At 42.8% G+C, this 18,565-nt stretch carries 16 protein-coding genes; all 16 read right to left on the reverse strand.

Features of this window, described 5'->3' with window-relative positions:
• Window positions 1-236: 236 nt before the first annotated feature.
• Window positions 237-2,549, reverse strand: coding sequence for an FtsK/SpoIIIE family DNA translocase (locus J2S25_RS03060; protein WP_307191203.1), 2,313 nt, complete (start codon window positions 2,547-2,549; stop codon window positions 237-239).
• Between the two features lie 155 nt (window positions 2,550-2,704).
• Complete coding sequence (locus tag J2S25_RS03065) at window positions 2,705-2,917, reverse strand: YlzJ-like family protein (RefSeq protein WP_044396204.1); 213 nt, start codon at window positions 2,915-2,917, stop codon at window positions 2,705-2,707.
• On the reverse strand, window positions 2,914-3,666 hold the full coding sequence (locus J2S25_RS03070; protein WP_044396226.1) for a ClpP family protease: 753 nt from the start codon (window positions 3,664-3,666) through the stop codon (window positions 2,914-2,916). Before J2S25_RS03070 ends, J2S25_RS03065 begins: the two co-directional genes overlap by 4 nt.
• A 384-nt stretch (window positions 3,667-4,050) precedes the next feature.
• Complete coding sequence (locus tag J2S25_RS03075) at window positions 4,051-5,667, reverse strand: ribonuclease J (RefSeq protein WP_044396223.1); 1,617 nt, start codon at window positions 5,665-5,667, stop codon at window positions 4,051-4,053.
• Between the two features lie 271 nt (window positions 5,668-5,938).
• Entirely contained in the window at window positions 5,939-6,805 is an 867-nt protein-coding gene (dapA, locus tag J2S25_RS03080) for a 4-hydroxy-tetrahydrodipicolinate synthase (protein ID WP_044396200.1), read from the reverse strand.
• 41 nt (window positions 6,806-6,846) lie between these two features.
• Entirely contained in the window at window positions 6,847-8,091 is a 1,245-nt protein-coding gene (dapG, locus tag J2S25_RS03085) for an aspartate kinase (protein WP_044396198.1), read from the reverse strand.
• Window positions 8,092-8,128: 37 nt separating this feature from the next.
• Window positions 8,129-9,178: an aspartate-semialdehyde dehydrogenase gene (gene asd / locus J2S25_RS03090; protein WP_044396195.1), complete on the reverse strand. Its 1,050-nt coding sequence runs from the start codon at window positions 9,176-9,178 to the stop codon at window positions 8,129-8,131.
• Between the two features lie 160 nt (window positions 9,179-9,338).
• Window positions 9,339-9,935 (reverse strand): dipicolinate synthase subunit B, encoded by a 597-nt coding sequence (gene dpaB, locus J2S25_RS03095; RefSeq protein WP_044396193.1) that lies wholly within the window; start codon window positions 9,933-9,935, stop codon window positions 9,339-9,341.
• A complete protein-coding gene (gene dpaA / locus J2S25_RS03100) occupies window positions 9,932-10,834 on the reverse strand; it encodes a dipicolinic acid synthetase subunit A (RefSeq protein ID WP_044396190.1) in 903 nt (300 codons plus the stop codon). The genes dpaB and dpaA overlap by 4 nt, the downstream gene beginning before the upstream one ends.
• 176 nt (window positions 10,835-11,010) lie before the next feature.
• Window positions 11,011-11,253 carry a YlmC/YmxH family sporulation protein gene (locus tag J2S25_RS03105; protein WP_044396188.1) on the reverse strand — a complete coding sequence of 81 codons (243 nt, stop codon included), beginning with the start codon at window positions 11,251-11,253 and terminating at the stop codon, window positions 11,011-11,013.
• Between the two features lie 108 nt (window positions 11,254-11,361).
• A complete protein-coding gene (locus tag J2S25_RS03110; protein ID WP_307191204.1) occupies window positions 11,362-12,594 on the reverse strand; it encodes a M16 family metallopeptidase in 1,233 nt (410 codons plus the stop codon).
• An 84-nt stretch (window positions 12,595-12,678) separates the two neighbouring features.
• Complete coding sequence (locus tag J2S25_RS03115) at window positions 12,679-13,650, reverse strand: polysaccharide deacetylase family protein (RefSeq protein ID WP_044396184.1); 972 nt, start codon at window positions 13,648-13,650, stop codon at window positions 12,679-12,681.
• Between the two features lie 151 nt (window positions 13,651-13,801).
• A complete protein-coding gene (gene pnp / locus J2S25_RS03120) occupies window positions 13,802-15,916 on the reverse strand; it encodes a polyribonucleotide nucleotidyltransferase (protein ID WP_044396182.1) in 2,115 nt (704 codons plus the stop codon).
• A gap of 246 nt (window positions 15,917-16,162) precedes the next feature.
• Window positions 16,163-16,432 (reverse strand): 30S ribosomal protein S15, encoded by a 270-nt coding sequence (gene rpsO / locus J2S25_RS03125; RefSeq protein ID WP_023614845.1) that lies wholly within the window; start codon window positions 16,430-16,432, stop codon window positions 16,163-16,165.
• Window positions 16,433-16,554: 122 nt separating this feature from the next.
• Window positions 16,555-17,547, reverse strand: coding sequence for a bifunctional riboflavin kinase/FAD synthetase (gene ribF, locus J2S25_RS03130; RefSeq protein WP_307191205.1), 993 nt, complete (start codon window positions 17,545-17,547; stop codon window positions 16,555-16,557).
• A gap of 47 nt (window positions 17,548-17,594) precedes the next feature.
• Window positions 17,595-18,512, reverse strand: coding sequence for a tRNA pseudouridine(55) synthase TruB (gene truB, locus J2S25_RS03135; RefSeq protein WP_307191206.1), 918 nt, complete (start codon window positions 18,510-18,512; stop codon window positions 17,595-17,597).
• Between the last annotated feature and the right edge of the window lie 53 nt (window positions 18,513-18,565).

Genomic DNA, 18,565 nt, shown 5'->3' on the forward strand with positions numbered 1-18,565 from the left:
GCGTTCCTCCAACCCTTATTGCTCAAAGACATCAGACCTCTGATGTATAGCATTCCTACTAATCGAAAATACTATAACACTTTTTTAATGATAAATAAATAGCGTTTCAACATTTTGTCGAAAAAAGCTGGAAAGACAAACTGACTAAGTTTCTAGTTACATTCATTATCTGTGAAAGCGATTTCTCTATAAAAGCTGGATGTGCTCACCCAGCTTTTTTCCTATCCGCGTTTTTCTTACGCTTCTTCTGACTTAGCCACCAGAACTGTTCGTGGTTTGCTGCCTTCATATGGCCCGACAATGCCGCGAAGTTCCATCTCATCAATCAGTCTGGCAGCACGTGAATAACCAATTCTGAACCTTCTCTGAAGCATCGACACAGATGCTGTCTGCATCTCGACGACAAGGTCTACCGCATCATTATACAAATCATCCTCAACTACTGAAGTATTCTCCGGCACATCTTCAGGAATCATTTCCTTCTGGTACTGAGCCTTCTGTTGGCCGATTACATAATTAACTACCTTTTCTACTTCCTCATCTGATAAAAATGCTCCCTGCACCCTGACTGGCTTCGAGGCGCCAACCGGCAAGAATAGCATGTCTCCCCTTCCAAGTAGCTTTTCAGCTCCACCCATATCGAGGATCGTCCTAGAATCTGTCATCGAAGATACAGCAAAGGCAATTCTTGATGGAATGTTCGCTTTGATCACTCCGGTAATGACATCAACGGAAGGTCTTTGGGTTGCGATGATCAAATGAATTCCTGCAGCACGAGCCATTTGTGCTAGACGCGTGATCGAATCCTCGACATCAGAGGACGCAACCATCATCAGGTCTGCAAGCTCGTCCACAATGACAACAATGAAAGGGAGGAGCGGCTGGCTGGCTTCTTCCTCGTTATTATACCGCTTAATATATTCATTATAGCCTTCAATGTTCCTTGTTCCGGTATGAGAGAAAAGTTCATAACGTCTTTCCATCTCATTAACCACTTTTTTTAGCGCCTGCGATGCTTTCTTTGCATTGGTAACAACTGGCGCCAGCAAATGCGGGATACCATTATAGACATTCAGCTCGACCATTTTTGGGTCGATCATCATCAGTTTCACCTCATGAGGCTTGGCCCTCATCAGGATACTGGTGATGATTCCGTTTATACAGACACTCTTGCCGCTACCTGTCGCTCCGGCAACTAGGAGATGGGGCATTTTATTCAATTCCGCTAGCACTGCTTCACCGGTTATATCCCGTCCAAGCCCAATCTGCAGCTTGGAAGCGGATTTTTGATGTTGGTTTGCTTCAATGACCTCTCGTAATGATACCATCGCCACCTCTGAGTTCGGAACTTCGATCCCAATAGCAGACTTACCTGGAATCGGCGCCTCAATCCTAATATCCTTGGCAGCCAAAGCTAGGGCCAAATCATCATTCAAGCTCACAATCCTACTGACCTTCACTCCGACATCGGGATAGACCTCATATTTAGTAACAGCTGGCCCGAGATGGACCTGCGTAACCCTTGCCTTCACGCCAAAACTATGGAATGTCCGCTCAAGCTTGGCCGCATTTGCATGAATCAATTCATATTCACCGCTCTGGTCCGTTTTATTCGGCAGTTTCAATAAATCCATTGGCGGAAGCTCATATGAGGTATTCTCTGTCTCTGCAAAAGCGATTGGCTGCTTAAATTCCTCGTCTTCGGACTTCATTTCCGCTTTCGCTTTCTTTCCTGGCTGCTGACTTGGTTGTTCAGTCGGAGCAGCATATGCTCGCTCTGCAAAACTTGAGATGATTGGTTCTGGAGATGGTTCCACTGGAATATCGATCGTTCTATTCACAGAGTCCTCTTCAAGAGGTGTTTCTGTTTTGGCTTCTTTGCTGCTGGATGGCTGTTTTTGTTGTTGTTTTTCTTTCCAATGTTTCACGTCCTCGATAAATGAAAGCCACTGGTTTTTAATGAACCCGACCATCGGTGCAGTAATTTTGCCTGCAGTTTCTGTAAAAGTTTTGCCTGTTACGAGAATTCCACCAATGATGATCAAAAGAAAAGCAATGAGCTGCGAGCCTGCTGCATCGAATAAATAATAAAACAGCGCGAACAGTACAGCACCGATCATGCCGCCACCAAGGTCTGTAGTACTACTCTCCCCTTTTGCTTCCATGACATATAACTCAAACGTGTTCTTGATGACGCTAGGATCTGCAAACTTCCCGCCATTGGACAATAATTCAAATAATGTTACATGACTTAGCAGCAAAACTGCACTAATCATCAAGTATGTACCAATCAGTTTCGTGTGAAAAAGAAACGGGAGTTGCCTTTTCCACATGATAAAAATACTAAAAACGACCAATCCAATGAGACCGATCATATACCACTCACCAAAGAAAAAGCGAAAAAACATCACGATTGTTTTTCCGACAGCTCCCAAATCTGCCATCGCAATGATGGCAAAAGCAAGCAAGGCTAACCCTGCAAGCTCATATTTTATGGTAGTTTTCGCATCACTTTTCTTTCTTGATTGCCTTTTTTTCTTTTTGACCATTTTACTATCACCTGAATCTTTATAGCTTCACTTTCAGCATCATCAGCAAAAAGCAAGAAGAAAAGCAGCCCGATCCGGCTGCCAAAATGCTGTGTGTATCGATATTATATCATATTCGCAAACAGAATCGGCACTTCGTTTTATTGTCACATATTCTAGCGAAGTGAAATGGTGGACCCAGGTTTACATACTGGGTCCATATAATGATTTGGATCTGTACTCATTACCCTAACAATCCGGTATTCATGATTCTCTGTCCATTCAGCCATAAGCGGAATCCCATTATAGGAAATCATGACTTGATTGTTTCCCTCTTCTTCACTGTAGGGAAATACTTGTTCAAGTGGCACCATTGTATACAAGATCATTGCACAATCACTTCTGTCTTAGATTTATTGATATCGATCAGTTCATTTAGCTTCTTCATTGCCTTTCCAATGCCGCCAACTTCATGAATCAATCCCATATCCACTGCATCGTGGCCAACTACGTTTGTACCAATATCCCTAGTTAGGTTTCCTTTGGCAAACATGAGTTCTTTGAATTTTTCCTCCGGGATGTTCGAATGTTTTGTCACAAAATTAACTACCCGCTCTTGCATTTTATCCAGATATTCAAAGGTTGCAGGAACACCGATTACCATACCGGTCAATCTGATAGGATGAATCGTCATCGTCGCTGTTTCGGCGATAAACGAGTAATCACAGGAAACGGCGATTGGAACTCCGATCGAATGTCCTCCTCCCAACACGATGGAAACTGACGGTTTGGAAAGGGAAGCAAGCATCTCTGAAATGGCCAGTCCTGCTTCTACATCCCCACCGATCGTATTCAGAATAACCAGAAGTCCCTCGATATTCTGATTCTGCTCAATTGCCACAAGCTGTGGGATAAGATGTTCATACTTTGTCGTCTTGTTATGAGGCGGCAGCTGCATATGGCCTTCAATTTGGCCTACAATTGTCAAGCAATGGATTTTTGAATCTGGGGACAGCTGAGGCACATTCGTCTGGCCCAACTGCTGAATTTTTTCAAGAAGACCCGATGGTTTATTTTCCTGTTCAGTTTGTTGTTCCTGGTTTCCGACCTCCTGTGTTTCAGCATGATTTATATTCATTTCCTCATCCATCCTTTTATGCTCCCTTCAGACATGATAACTTTAGTATGAACTTCCTCATCCATTTCATTCCGAAGCAAATTTAGGAGAGTATAAGAAAACCCGGGCAAACTGCGCCCGGCCCTTTTTCTTTTGGCGGTAATTGAAGCCTGTTGCTTTCCGCGGGGTGTCAGGCGAGCCTCCTGTCGCTATTCCCGCAGGAGTCGAGTGTCTTCCGTTCCAATCAACAGAGTGTAAAAAATTATTATTTGGCTTTCACTAAATCCATAAGTATATGTTTCGTGGTTTTTTACTAAAACAACTGCCATAAGGGCATCTTTCAAGCGGAAAGATACCCTTATGCAGGATTTCCATCTCTGCTGCTAATGGAGACAGCCTTTTCTCTTATCGTTTTACTTCCATTAAAATAGGCAAAATCATTGGTCGTCGCTTTGTTTTTTCAAATAAATACTGATGAAGGAAATCTCGCATCTCCTGCTTTAAACCAGTCCAGTCAAACTGTTCTTTTAGAAGGTTTTTTTCGACGATTTCCTTTATATAAGCGGCTGAATCGACCATTAATTTTTCTGATTCACGCACATAGACGAACCCACGGGAAAGGATTTCCGGTCCTGAAATGATTTTTCTGTCTGCTTTATTCAGGGTCACAACAACAATTAAAACACCATCCTGTGAAAGCAGTCTTCGGTCACGGAGCACGATGTTTCCTACATCTCCCACTCCGATTCCATCGATTAATGTGTTTCCTGCCTGCACTTTTTGAGTTGACTTGAGTATCCCGCCTGAAAGGTCGATTACATCGCCAAGGTTAGGAATGAAAATATTTTCTTCCGGGACTCCGCATGACTGTGCAACTTTTTTATGTGCTTTCAGCATTTTATATTCACCATGCACTGGAATGAAGAATTTCGGGTTCATCAGATTGATCATGAATTTCAATTCTTCCTGGCTTCCATGGCTTGAAACCTGGACGCTATTCTTGCTTGCCACTACGTTTGCGCCTGCCCGGTAAAGCATATCCATTGTTTTGTATAGGAATACTTCTCTTCCTCTAAGAGGGGAGGCAGCGAACAGAACGGTGTCCCCTTCCTGGATATTCACCTGTGGATGAGCTTTTTTCGCCATCTTCTGCAGAACTTCAATAGGCTCGCCTTGGCTGTCCGCTATTAAAAAAACCACTTCTGTATCTGCCAAGCGCTTTATATCCTCAACCGAAAGGAGGCAATCGCTTTCTACTTGCAAATAACCAAGCTCCAAAGCGATTTCTATCACCCTTTTCAAATTTTCTCCAACCACAGCTACTTTGCGGCCATGAGATATGGCAGTATCTATAAGATGCTGGATTCTATTTAAATCTGAAGCAAAGCAAGCAGCGATAATTCGGCCATTGGCATTATAAAAAACACGGGATAATTCTTCTACGACGAGTGATTCAGATGGTGTATACCCTGGTTTTTCAGCCTCTGTACTATCGGAAAGCAGGCAAAGCACACCTCGCTCGCCAATGGATGCCATCCTGCCAATTTCCGGCTTATACAATCGTGCTGCTGCCTGGTCGAATTTAAAGTCCCCTGTATAGACAATGGCCCCTTCTGATGTATGAATACAAATTCCGACAGAATCTGGAATACTGTGGTTTGTCTTAAAAAAGGAAATGGAAACATTTCCGAAATCCAGTTCTGTATCTGCTGTAATTTCTTGAAAATCAACTTTTCCGGTAAATTCTTGCTCCTTGATTTTTTCTTTTGCAAGCGCAAGAGTAAGCTTCGTTCCATATACCGGTACAGTTAATTTCCGCAGGAGGTAGGTTAACGCTCCTATATGGTCTTCATGTCCATGTGTCAGAAAAACTCCTTTTACCCTTTTACTGTTGGCACTTAAATAGGAAAAATCCGGAATGACGATATCGATCCCAAGCATGTCATCTTCTGGGAACATCAATCCGGCATCCATTACAAAAATATCATTGTCCACTTCGGTGACATACATATTTTTTCCCATTTCCCCTACGCCACCAAGCGCAATGATTTTAACGTTTTCATTTTTAATTATCAATTGTCTGCTCCTCCTATGTAGTTATCTCCCGAACGAAATCAATTAAAACCATTATACTTGATGGCAGAAAATCCTTACAACTTAATTCTCTGTTTTGCACAGTTTTAAAAGTTACCTGATTCGAATGCTAAGCGCTGCAGAAAGAAATTGTAAAGGAAAAAGGCCAGCCATATTTGGCCAGCCTTTGTAGAATAAGAAAGTATAAAATTCACTTTTCTTATTCGAACAATTTTGCTACTGCTGTTCTTTCTTGCTCTGTCATTGGTACCATTGGCAAACGAACCGAGCCAACGTCGAGCCCTTTTAGCTGCAAAGCCGTTTTGATTGGTCCGGGACTTGGAGCGGCAAACATCCCTTGCATGATTGGAAGCAGACGCTGGTGCAATTTCGCTGCATCTTCGTTTCTACCATTGAGAAATGCTTCCACCATTGCTTGCATCTCGTTGCCAATCACATGGGCGGCAACCGAGACAATTCCAACTCCTCCAATCGCGAGTACCGGAAGTGTCATCCCGTCATCTCCGCTGTAAAGAAGAAAATCCTCCGGCGTGCTGGCAATGATTTTTGTCATCGCATTCAGATCGCCACTCGCTTCCTTGACAGCCACGATATTCGGGATGTCAGCAAGCCTGATTATCGTTTCAGGCTGTATAGTAACTGAGGTCCTGGAAGGGATATTGTAAATCATCAATGGCAAGGCCGTAGCTTCCGCTGCCGCTTTATAATGTTGATAAAGGCCTTCCTGGTTTGGCTTGTTATAATAAGGTGCGACAATCATAATCGCATCCACACCAGTTTCTTCTGCTTTCTTCGTCAACTCGACCGTAGCATATGTGTCGTTGCTGCCTGTTCCAGCAATGACTGGAACTCTTTTGTCAACGACTTTCACGACATGCTGAAATAATGCGAGTTTTTCTTCCTTTGAAAGGGTGGGAGATTCACCTGTAGTTCCTGCGATAACTAGTGAATCGGTGCCGTTCGATATCAAATGGTTGACTAGTTTGGTTGTTTTAGCGAAATCAATGTGACCTTTATGATCGAATGGGGTCACCATTGCTGTAGATACTCTTCCGAATTGAACCATTCCTGTTCACTCCTATTCTTAAAAGCTGGGTGCAAGCGATATTATCGATCGTTTCTTTCGAATTCTATCGTTTCTTCTTCGAGCTGGAAAGCATCATGAAGTGCATTCACCGCTTTTCCCAAATCCTCCTGTTTAACAAGAACCCAAATAGTTGTGTGGCTGTCAGCGGATTGAAGGATGCGAATGCCTTTTTCGGATAATGCCGTTACGATTTTCGAGGTCACACCTGGAACACCCGCCATACCTGCACCTACAACAGAGACTTTAGCACAATGCTTCTCCACCTGTGGAGAGTGCCCTAGACCTTCAAGGACTTTCACCGCCCGGTCTGTCATTTCATCATTTACAGTATATACTACTTCATTAGGAGATATATTGATGAAATCCACGCTGATGTTTTCATTGGCCATAGCCTTGAATACTTCTGATTGTAGATTGTATTGATCCTTTTTGGCAAAAACTTTGATTTGACTGACGTCGGAAACATGGGCAATCCCTGTAACAGGACGTTCTTTAATATCCGTTCCCTTCTTTTCGCGATTCAGGGTTGTCACCAAAGTCCCGAGGCCTTTCGAATACGTGGACCTGATCCTGATTGGCACTTTTGCCTGCATGGCAATCTCAACAGCACGAGGGTGAATGACCTTCGCCCCCTGATATGCCAAGTTGCAAACCTCTGTATAGGTAACGACGGAAAGCGGTCGTGCATTATCAGCAATCCGCGGATCGGCTGTCATGATTCCTTCCACATCGGTGAAGATGTCAATCCATTCAGCATTCAAAGCTGCACCTAAAGCGGCGGCGGACGTATCACTTCCGCCTCTTCCGATCGTAGTTATATCTCCATTTTTGGCTGCTCCCTGAAATCCCGCGACAACCACTACATCTACATTGTTTAATTCCTGCAGCAAACGGTCACATTTCATTTCCATGATCCTGGCGTTCGTATGCTCACTGTTCGTCCTGAAACCTGCCTGTGCACCAGTAAGAGCAGTCGCATTAAGGCCATGCTCAACCAGGAGATTTGTAAAGACCACACTCGATATCGTTTCACCGCAGGACAGCAGCAGGTCAAGCTCTCGCTTGCTGACTTTGCTTCCATTTCCACCAATCAGGCTGAGGAGCGTGTCCGTCGCATATGGATCACCCTTCCGGCCCATTGCGGAAACTACTACAACTGCTTTATATCCGTCTGCAACGGCATTTTTTATATGATCTATAGCGTGACTGCGGCTTTGCTGATCTCGAACAGACGTACCGCCGAATTTTTGAACGATTATTTTCATCAAAACACCTCAGAATTCTGTCATCTAACCGACTGCGTTATTTTACAAGACCAAGCTTAACAAGACTTTCTGCTATCTGAACAGAGTTCCATGCAGCTCCTTTAAGAAGATTGTCGGATACTACCCACATGTGGAAGCCTTTATCGTTATCAAGATCCTTCCTGATCCGGCCAACGAAAACATCTCTTTTTCCCACACAGAGTGCAGGCATTGGATATAATTGCTGCTCCGGATCATCCTGCAGAACTACACCAGGAGATTCTGCCAATAATGCCTTCACATCTGTGGCTGACACCCCGCCTTCAGTCATTTCAATATACACTGATTCTGAATGGCCGGTTCCCACAGGAAGACGCACACATGTAGCTGCAATCTGAAGCTCTGGCATGTGCATAATCTTCTTCGTTTCATTGATCATTTTCATTTCTTCATATGTGAATCCATTCTCCACGAATGTATCAATTTGCGGGATCGCATTGAAGGCAATCTGGTAGTGCTTTTCTCCGGATTTGACAGGAAGGATTTGAGGATCAATATCTTTGCCATCAAGGATTGCCCGAGTTTGGTCCTCCATCTCCTTCACCGCTGCTCCGCCTGCACCAGATACTGCCTGATAAGTTGAAACGATAATTTTATCAAGACCGTAGCGTTTACGAAGCGGCTCTAATGCGACAACCATCTGAATCGTCGAACAATTAGGGTTGGCGATGATTCCGTTGTGATTAAGCAAATCTTCTTCATTCACTTCTGGCACTACCAGTGGGATATGTTCATCCATTCTGAAAGCACTTGTATTATCTACAACAATTGCCCCATGTCTTACCGCTTCCGGTGCCAATTGTTTCGAAACACTTCCTCCGGCGCTAAAAAGGGCGATATCCACGCCTGCAAAGCTTTCCGGTTTTGCTTCCTCAACTGTTATTTCATTCCCTTTATATATGACCTTCGAACCAGCAGATCTCGCTGAAGAAAGCAATACTAGTTCTGAAACTGGAAAATCTCTGTTTTCAAGAGTCTTGATCATTTGCTGACCAACTGCTCCTGTTGCTCCAACTACTGCTACTCGGAATTCTTTTCTCTCTGTCATACTTGTTTCCCCTTCCACTGCCAATATCGATTTGATGTATATTATTCTATATTTTATCATATTCACTCTCTAAGGAAAGAAACATTTTACGACACTGCCGGAGAAAAGCGTTCCCAGTTGAAATATTTATGTTTGTTTGTCTAGGATCACTTGTATTCTTCTAGTTATCCTTATAACGTTCCACAAGCACTGGCTGCAGTTGTATGCCTTTCATTGCTTCGAGAACCGTTTCGGAGAGCAGCTCCATCTTTGCTACCATTGAATTAGGTTTTTTAATCGGATCATCCTGACCAAAAGGAATCATGAAAATATTCTTGGTTGCCATTAGTCTCATCAAATTTATGCCATTAAGTCCCAATGCATCATTGGTAGAAATGCCGAGCACTACTGGTTTTTGGTTTCTTAAAGTAGCTTTAGCCGCCATCAAGACTGGGGAATCTGTCATCGCATTTGCAAATTTGCTCATAGAGTTCCCAGTAAGAGGCGCAATGACCATGCAATCCAACGGAATTTTTGGTCCAAGAGGCTCTGCCTTAACGATGGAGTCAATCACTTTATTGCCCGTGAGTGCTTCAATTCGCTCTACCCAATCTTCGCCTTTTCCAAAACGTGTTTCCGTACTTTTAACAGTGAATGTAACAACCGGCAAAACTTCTGCGCCTGCATTTACCAACTTCTTGATTTCTGGAAAAACAGCATCATACGTACAATGGGAACCTGTCAATCCAAAACCAATCTTTTTTCCTTGTAAACTCATTCTTCTATCTCCTTTCTTTTAGTGAAATCTTCCATAAGCAATTGAGAAAGAACATTTGCTAATATAAAACCTGCCGTCTTGGGTGCTACGATACCCGGAAGCCCTGGCGCAAGCAAAGCCTTGATTCCGCGTTTTTCCGCATAACGAAAATCTGTTCCACCTGGTTTGGACGCAAGGTCAATGATCAATGTATGGGCAGGCATTCTTGAGATGACAGAAGCAGTTACAATCGGATACGGAATGGTATTAATGCAAATATCGCTATCAGAAACTGCCTGACCTATATCTGATAAAAAGAAAGCTTCTAAACCCATTTCAATAATCCTAGCAATATGCTCACTTTTACGGGCACCCACCTTTACCTTTGCCCCAAGTGCGTGGAATGTTCTTGCAACACTCATACCGACTCTTCCAAGCCCAAGAACTGAGACATTTGAGCCATGGATTGTGAAATCTGTATGCTGGATTGCCATCATGATTGTTCCTTCCACCGTAGGAATAGAGTTATAGATGGCGACATCATCCCGGGAGAAAAGCTGGACTAGTTTCCTGTTTGCCTGCTTGGCAATTCCGGTCAAGTATGCATTGCTAATACCTGAATAAACTGTGCAATGCTCTGGTGTCCGTTCAAGCATTTCTTGTACGAGAACTACTTTTTCATTGGAGAATATGGTTTCGACCTGACCATCGAGACTGGTTCCTGGAACAGGCAGGATCAAAGCATCCTGAACGGAAAAATCAACTTCCTCTATCTTTTCTTTTGAGGCACCTGTAAATGCATGGTCCAATTGCTCGAAGCCTATTAAAGAAAGCTTTGCATCAAGCTCTGTTAGCTTGCGAATAATCTCCAGCTGTCTTGCATCACCGCCGATAACCGCGATTTGCATTTCGGTCAGCATGAGAACAATCACCTTCTTTTCCATTAATCCTGGCTTAATTTCTATTCAACACGAACTACTTACACATCATATGTATTCAATCGAGAATAGGTGAGTTAAAAGCACCAACAACCAAATACACAAAACCCAATTAGCTTGTTATTTGCAAAAAAAATAAGCCGACATTTATGCCCGCTTCACTCTTCTTCCGGTATATCGATGATGATCATATCTGCACCTATTTTTTTAATGTGCTTCCACGGCACCCTTACCTCGCCGGATTGCTTACGTAGGCCAAACCATTTTAATGATGGGATGATCAACGCTTCTATCTGACCGGTTCTCTCGTTAATATCCAAATCTGTCTGACCGAGTACTCCTAACCTTTCCGCCTTTTTCACGTCCACAATTTCTTTGCCTCCAAGTTCACTCAGCTTCATGGTAACCCTCCTCCTCGTCATTTTGTCCTTATCCTATATGTATCATTACGAATTCTTTTTTAGAATAGAAAAAACAGCAGCTTATTCAAAAAGCTGCTGCTAGTTTGATTAAATGGTTGGCAGTTCGCCACTCGGGCTGACAAGCGATATGGAAAACTGGTCAGTGAAAATTTTATTGGCGATACCGTCTACACGTTCCTTTGTCACCTGATCGATTTGTTCGACGATTTCATCAAGAGAGCGATGCCTTCCAAGTAAAAGTTCATTTTTTCCATTCCTGCTCATGCGGCTGTTTGTGCTTTCAAGGCTTAGCATTAAACTGCCTTTCAGTTGCTCTTTGCTATTATTAAGTTCTTTTTCTGTAATGCCATCTGCACGGAGCTTATGAAGTGTCTCCTGGATTGTATCATAAAGAACATTCAGCTGATTTGCACCGGTTCCGCCATAAATTGTCACCATTCCGCTATCGCGGTATGCAGAATGATAGGAAAATACGGAATAGGCTAATCCACGCTGTTCCCTGACCTCCTGGAATAACCTACTGCTCATACTGCCGCCGAGCACATTGTTCAAGACAATCAGGTTGTATACATCAGAATGTCCGATCTGCAAACCTTCAAATCCAAGGCAAAGATGGGCTTGCTCCGTTTCTTTCTTGCGAGAAATTTGTTTCGCATGGAATTTCGGTTTGAGATATTCCATTTCTTCTTTGCTTGCTTCGTAAGCTCCAAAGAATTGTTCAGCATTTTTAATGAACGATTCTGTGACATTCCCAGCAATTGATATGACTACATTTTCCGGGCGGTACATATCATGCATGTATTGCTCCAATTTTTCTCCGGTAAAGGTTTGAAGCGTCTCTTCGGTACCAAGGATTGGGTAACCAAGTGGATGCTCGCCGTATATCGCCTGGCTTAGCAAATCATGGACGATATCATCCGGCGTATCTTCATACATTTTTATTTCTTCATTGACTACATTCTTCTCTTTATTCAATTCTTCAGAGTCAAAAGTAGAGTGAAAGAACATATCCGCCAATACCTCGAGAGCATATTGGGCGTGGTTATCCAGCACCTTCGCATAATAGCAAGTATATTCTTTCGAGGTGAAGGCATTCACCTGACCACCGATACTGTCAAATGATTCAGCAATTTCTCTGGCAGTCCTGGTTTTGGTGCCTTTAAAAAACATATGTTCAAGGAAATGAGAAATCCCATTGTTTTCAGGATTTTCATTTCGGGATCCAGTCCCAATCCAAACACCTATTGCTACGGATCGAACTGTTTTGATTTCTTCCAGAACAATTCTTACACCGTTTTGGCATGTATATTTCTTTATCATTCTATTCCTCCTCTGGTACCTGCTGCTATACCTACTGCATTTACTAAGTATAGTTCATTTAACTTACTTTTTCCAAATACAACGCTATTTTTTCATATTTTTTACCGGGAGGATGCGATTTTCACTTAACATGTCTGATACCGTCCCTATTTGCAAACCCTTCCCCTTGATTTCGGTAATTAATTGGTCTAGCGACAATGCAGTCGGCTCGGTAGGATGCATTAAGATTAGTGCTCCATTGTGAACCTTTCCCATCACTCTGCTTATCAGCTTTTCCGGGGTAGGCTTCTGCCAATCGATTGTATCTACACTCCACATTACGGTACCTAAACTACGGGCCGCAGCAATGTCAACTACTTCGTCCTTATAGGAGCCGCTTGGCGGTGCAAACCATTTAGTTCTTTTTCCTGTCACTGCTTCTATCACTTCATCCGTCTTGCTAATTTCTTCATTTATTTTAGCGGCAGAAAGTTGTTTCATATCCGGATGCGTGAAGGAATGGTTGCCAATTTCATGCCCTGCATCGGCAATCATTTTCGCCATCCCTGGATTATTTTTTACCCATCTGCCCTCCAAAAAAAAACTTGTGGTAATATGATGTTTTTTTAATGTCGCCAGTATTTCGGAAAGGTACTCATTTCCCCAAGCGACATTGATAATAAAACTGACCATCGGTTTATCGGGATGCCCTTTGTAGATAGCCTGAGGCGGCAAGTCACTTAGATGAATTTTTGGCGGCACTTGAACAAAGACGAGTTGATCAACCTTGAATTTTCCATCCTTTTTCATTTTTTCGTATGATTTTTTCACATCGACTTTTCGTCCATTATAGCCAGGAACTGCCTTCCAGACCGGATCAATTCTTGCGTTAGAAGGTTCAATTTCATATTCTTTTGCCCTTTTTTCTATTTCTGCCAGCAAGTCGTCTTGCTGTCCTGAAACAGCGATTATTTCCGTTTTCAGGTCTGATACATATGTGTGAGAAATTGGATTATTAACCATTGTCCAGGCTGTGATCAGCATGACAGAAACCAACGCAATTTTTCTTGCATTCATTTTTTGTGCCTCCCCTTCCGTTAGGCCTCTAAAGCTTTTCATCAAAGAGAGTGCCTTATTTTACTTTATGAAGCAGAAGGACAAGGTAGAACGACACTGCAATACAAAAGGCCGGGGGGTCCCCGGCCTTTTGTATCTTTTCATTTGGAATTTATTGTTTTTCAACTTTTTCACGCTGTTCTTTCAATACGGCTTTGCGTGAAAGATTTACTCTTCCTTGTTTATCAATTTCCGTGACCTTGACTAGCAGCTCATCGCCAAGCTTCAATACGTCTTCCACTTTTCCAACTCGTTCTTCTGCAAGTTCAGAAATATGGACCAAACCATCTTTGCCAGGGAATAGTTCCACAAATGCACCAAACTTTTCAATCCGGCGGACTTTGCCAAGATACATCTCCCCAACTTGAACTTCGCGAACGATATCCTCAATGATTTTCTTGGCCCTTTGGATCATTTCCTCGTCCACTGAACCAATAAACACCGTTCCATCTTGTTCAATATCAATCTTCACACCGGTTTCTTCGATGATTTTATTAATTTGTTTTCCGCTTGGTCCAATAACGTCCCGTATTTTATCCGGTTTGATCCACATAGTAATGATTTTTGGAGCATACTCGGATAGCTGTTCACGTGGTTTATTGATCGTCGCAAGCATTGATTCTAGAATTTGCATACGACCTTTTTTTGCCTGCTGTAATGCTTCATCTAAAATTTGACGAGACAACCCATCGATCTTGATATCCATCTGCAATGCTGTTACCCCTTTTGCTGTTCCAGCTACTTTGAAGTCCATATCGCCCAAATGGTCTTCCATTCCTTGGATATCTGTCAAAACGGAGTAATGCTCGCCTGATTTAATCAGACCCATAGCAATGCCAGCTACCGGCGCTTTAATAGGGACACCAGCATCCATCAAAGCTAAGGTACTTGCACAAATACTAGCTTGTGAAGTGGATCCATTCGATTCTAAAACCTCTGATACAAGCCGGACTGTATATGGGAAGTCTTTTTCATTCGGGATGATAGGTTCAAGTGCACGTTCTCCAAGAGCACCGTGCCCAATTTCACGTCGGCCTGGACCGCGTATTGGTCCCGTTTCCCCTACGGAGAACAACGGGAAATTATAATGGTGCATAAAACGTTTTTCTTCCTCAATTCCAAGGCCATCAAGGATTTGAACATCGCCCATTGCTCCAAGTGTACAAATGCTTAACGCCTGGGTTTGCCCTCTTGTAAATAAACCGGAACCGTGCGTGCGCGGAAGCAGGCCAACTTCTGAAGAAAGCGGGCGGATTTCATCAACTTTACGCCCATCTGGACGTACCTTTTCTTCGGTAATTAAACGGCGTACTTCCCCTTTGACAATTTTATCAAGGATTTGTTTCACCATTTTCATCTGGTCTGCATCAGCTTCCTGCTCTTCAAATCGAGCAACAACAGCATTTTTCACTTCTTTGATTGCGTCTTCTCGAGCATGCTTTTCCTGAACTTGAATTGCAGCAAGCATGTCTTGTTCGCAAATTGTGCGAACTTCTGCTTCTAACTCTTTATCTATTTCAAAGAGAGTAATTTCGCGCTTCTGCTTGCCTACTTGTGCGACAATTTCCTGCTGGAAAGCAATCAGACGCTTGATTTCGTCATGTCCAAACATGATTGCTTCAAGCATTACTTCTTCAGGAACCTCATCAGCACCTGCTTCTACCATGTTAATTGCATCCATTGTACCTGCAACAATAAGATGCATATCGCTTTTTTCAGTCTCTTCAACAGAAGGATTGATAATGAAGTTCCCATCCAATCTTCCAACTGTTACACCAGCGATTGGTCCCTCAAAAGGGATATCGGAAACACAGAGTGCAAGGGATGACCCAAACATTGCTGCCATTTCGGAGGAACAATTTTGGTCCACACTCATGACAATGCTGATTACCTGGACATCATTGCGAAAACCTTCAGCAAATAATGGACGGATCGGGCGGTCAATCAAGCGGCTGGCAAGGATTGCCTTTTCACTTGGGCGTCCTTCACGCTTTATAAAGCCACCCGGAATTTTCCCTACCGCATACAGTCTTTCTTCGTAATTAACCGTTAAAGGAAAAAAATCTAAATTTTTCGGTTCTTTTGATGCAGTTGCTGTGCTTAATACAGCAGTATCTCCGTATCGGACAAGGACGGCACCATTTGCCTGCTTAGCAAGCTGTCCTATTTCGACAGTAAGCTTGCGCCCTGCCCAGTCAAAGGAAAAACTTTGTTTTTCTTGTTCCATACATTTATACCCCTCTCTAACATGAAAATCCAACCAGATTTGCAACCCGGGTGGGATAATTATTGGAAACATCACATAGTCTGATTTATAACAATAAGATGAATCTCGACAACCAAATGCCTGTCCAAAAGAAACTTTTATGTTATAGTATTTGCCAAAAACAAAGCGCTTACTAACAATATAATGTTATGTACACTCAAAAAAAATTCCCTAATAAAAAAGCGGGATAAATCCCGCTTTTACAGACTATCTACGTAGACCAAGCTTGTTGATTAACTCGCGGTAACGAGCAACATCCTTGTTACGAAGGTAAGTCAGAAGATTACGACGCTTACCTACCATTTTCAAAAGACCGCGACGTGAGTGGTGATCCTTCTTATGAACGCGCAAGTGGTCGTTCAATGTGTTGATTTCTGCAGTCAGGACAGCGATTTGAACTTCTGGAGATCCAGTATCACTTTCGTGAGTCTTGAATTCGTTGATCAGTTCATTTTTACGTTCTTTCGTGATTGCCATCCGATTCACCTCCAATTAGTAATCCCCTGTTTCCTAGCAAGCGTCGGTGACTCGACTTGCCAAGCAACGGTTTGTATTTGATACGATAATAAGAATACCTCTTTTTACGACAAAAAGCAAGTTTAACCCTTGTTTTTTTCAAAGTGGAGGATTGCTTCTCGTTTATCTTTTTCAATTTGGGCAACCAACTGTTCAATCCCCTCGAATTTCTGCTCATTTCTGAGTCGGAGGTGCCATTCGATGATGACTGATTCTCCATATATCTCTCTGCTGAAATGGAAGATATGAACTTCAATCGATGGTTTTGCGTTTTTCTCCTCGTGGAAGGTTGGTTTATAGCCTACATTGCACACCCCTTCATGCCATTTGCCATTAACCTTGATTTTCACAGCATAGACACCTATTGGCGGGAGGATATAGTCTTCCTCCATCTGAACGTTTGCCGTAGGAAACCCAATCGTTCGTCCTCGACGTTCCCCATTTATCACAATCCCTGTTGTTGTATAATACCTCCCGAGCAGGTGTGGCATTTGATCCACCTTCCCATCTCTCAGGCATCCGCGAATTAACGTAGAGCTAACCTTTTCATTTTCCGAAGTCGACAGTTTAGAAACGACAGTAAAATGAAATTTCGCTCTGGAATGGAATTGGATTGTCTCCATATTTCCCTTGCCCATCTTACCATATGAGTAATCAAAGCCAGCGATGACATGTTGGACATTCAGTCCGATAATATAATGGTCGACGAATTGTTGAGGCAATAGACCAGAGAACTCAGTTGTGAAGGTGATCACAAATAAATAATCGATCCCCAGTTCTTCTATCAATCGTACCTTTTCTTCTAATGGGGTGATATATTCGATATGTTGGACATTTTTACCGAGCACAACGGAAGGGTGGGGATCAAATGTCATTACTGCACTCTTGATTCCGTTTGTTTTGGCCACTTTTTTCGCTTCCATGATCACCTGCTGATGGCCGAGGTGAACACCATCAAAATAGCCTAAGGCAATGGCCATTGCCGGAAAGTCTTCTATTTTATACCCATGAGGATGGTTTAGCCTAATCAATTCCACGATTTCATTCACCTTTTCTGACCAAGCTGCTCTTTTCATCAGGACTTTTTTTCATCACTGATTTTGTATTTATTGGAGCAATAAAGCTATTGCTCATTTCTCAATACTTTATCAGGTTTCATCATTCCGTTTTTAGTTGGATGTGCCCTGTAAATGGCGAGCGCTTTTCCGTCTTCTGTTTCCACGACAATTGGGCCTTCTTCTCCTTCCAGTTCTTTCGGAATTTGAAGCAATGCCCCATTTTTCACTTTCTCTGCTACTTTATCATTAATGCGATTTTTCGGCAAATAAGAAATACCAGTCTCCAAAGGGAACAGAGCGGTTTCGAGCTTTGATTCCTTCTCCATTTCTTCGAGCTGTTCGAAGGTAAAGCAGTCAGCTAGTGAAAACGAAGCGGCCTGAATTCTAACCAATGAAGACATATGCGCTGGATACCCTAATTTTTCACCGATTGTAACAGCTAATGTCCGAATATAGGTGCCTTTGCTGCATAAAACCCGGAATTTAAAACTGACCTGCTCTCCTTCAAAAGCAGTTCGTTCGTCAAGCAGCTCCATGCTGTATATCGTTACTTTCCTGGTTGGCCTCTCCACTTCAATTCCCTTTCTTGCATATTCATAAAGTTTCTTCCCATTGACTTTTACTGCAGAATACATTGGTGGAGTTTGTTGGATTTCGCCAACGAGTGATTGGAGAATCTTTTCGATTTCCTGTCTTGCAATCAGCCGGTCTACTGTTTTTTCTTCCACTTTTTCTCCTGAAGCATCTTCTGTGGTAGTGGTGAACCCGAGGGTAACTTCCCCTTCATAGGCTTTTCCTGCATCTGTGATGTATTCTGCTATTTTCGTTGCCTTGCCGACACAGATGGGCAGTACTCCGGTTACATTTGGATCTAGAGTGCCTGTATGGCCAACCTTCTTCGTCTTTAGCAGCTTCCTAAGCTTAAACACACAATCATGCGAAGTCATTCCAGCTGGTTTAAAAAGAGGCAGAATTCCTTCCATATCCTTTCCCCCTTACGTAGTATATAAATTCGAAAAAAATGGATAGACGGGTT

The sequence above is a fragment of the Mesobacillus stamsii genome, assembly GCF_030814065.1.
GTDB classification, from domain to species: domain Bacteria; phylum Bacillota; class Bacilli; order Bacillales; family Cytobacillaceae; genus Mesobacillus; species Mesobacillus stamsii.